The organism is Actinacidiphila sp. bgisy160 (assembly GCF_057707815.1).
In genome coordinates this window covers 1-1,139 of the sequence record NZ_JBYIQW010000130.1, presented here as the reverse complement: position 1 = coordinate 1,139, position 1,139 = coordinate 1, and the positions used below count along the sequence as shown (strand labels likewise).

General features: G+C 67.9%; 1 protein-coding gene. It reads right to left on the bottom strand.

Going from position 1 to position 1,139, the window contains the following annotated elements; all coding sequences use genetic code 11:
- On the bottom strand, positions 1 to 1,035 hold a 1,035-nt coding region (locus AC3EUJ_RS37130), incomplete at its 3' end, for a tetratricopeptide repeat protein (protein ID WP_431969405.1).
- Positions 1,036 to 1,139: the final 104 nt, after the last annotated feature.

The window sequence follows — 1,139 nt, the reverse complement described above, 5'->3', positions numbered from 1 at the left end:
CAGCTGGCATGCCAGGCCGACTCCGTCGTCGAACAGGGCGCGCAGGCGCTCCGCGAACAGATGAGTGCGGTGTTGCCAGTACACGGCGGAGCGGACGGTGAGGACCCGGTGCAGCCGGACCAGTTCGGCCAGATGCCGGTCGGGATGCTCCGTGGCTCGCGGCGCAAGGGCGTCGACCTCCTCACGGAGGGCGTCACGGCTCTCGAAGTAGCGCCGCCTGACATCGGGCGACCATTGGCCGGGCGCCGTCGCCAAGGGGGGATGTGGTTCACCGGACACCGGCCGATCACTGTCGGCACCTGAGAAGAACAGTAGGACCGCCCAAAACGCCGCCTGATAGCCACTCCAGGTCTTCCGCTCACCGGTGTCGGCCAGCTCCGTCAGCAACGCGAGGGCCTCTTGACGCACAGCGGCAGCCTGCTCCTCCTGGCCGTAGGTGTCGAGCAACTGCGCGTACCCGATGAGCGCGTAGAGATGGCACGCCATCGAACCGCGGTCGTTTGCGGCCTCGGAGGCTTCCAGGGTGACGAGTGTCCCGAACGCGCTGAGCGCTTCGTCGCACCGACCTGCGTCGTGGAGAGCGGCGATCCACTCCACGAGTGACCAGGCGAGAGATCCGCTGCCGAAACCATCGGGCAGGATCGCTCCGACCAACTCGGTCATGGCATCGGCAGCCTCGGCATACCGGCCCTCCTCTGACGGGCCAGCAGCCCACGTGTGCAGTCCCCGGACCGCATGGGCTCCGGACATCTCGGCCTGTGCACGGCCGATGGCGAGCATCTCGGCGCGCATGGCGAGCCCTTCGGCGCGCCGGCCCAGGTCGTACAGCTCTCTCTGGCACCCGTCGAGGGTCTCGTAGAGAAGATCCGCACGGGCAGCTTCGGCCGGATCGATGGATCGCGCCACGGCCACAGCCTCTTCGTGCAGTGCGAGGGATGCGGGATGTTTGCGGCCGGAACTGGTGTCGTACGTCATACGCAGCAACGCCTTGACCAAGCGCGGCAGGTACGAGGCGGGGCTGACCTGGGCGAGGATCCGGTAGGCACCAACCTCCTCGCGCGCGGTCCGGCGTCCCGATGAGAGCAGATCGCGTCCCTTGTGATGGTGTAGGCGATCATGGTGTGGGTGTGCGCGGGCGG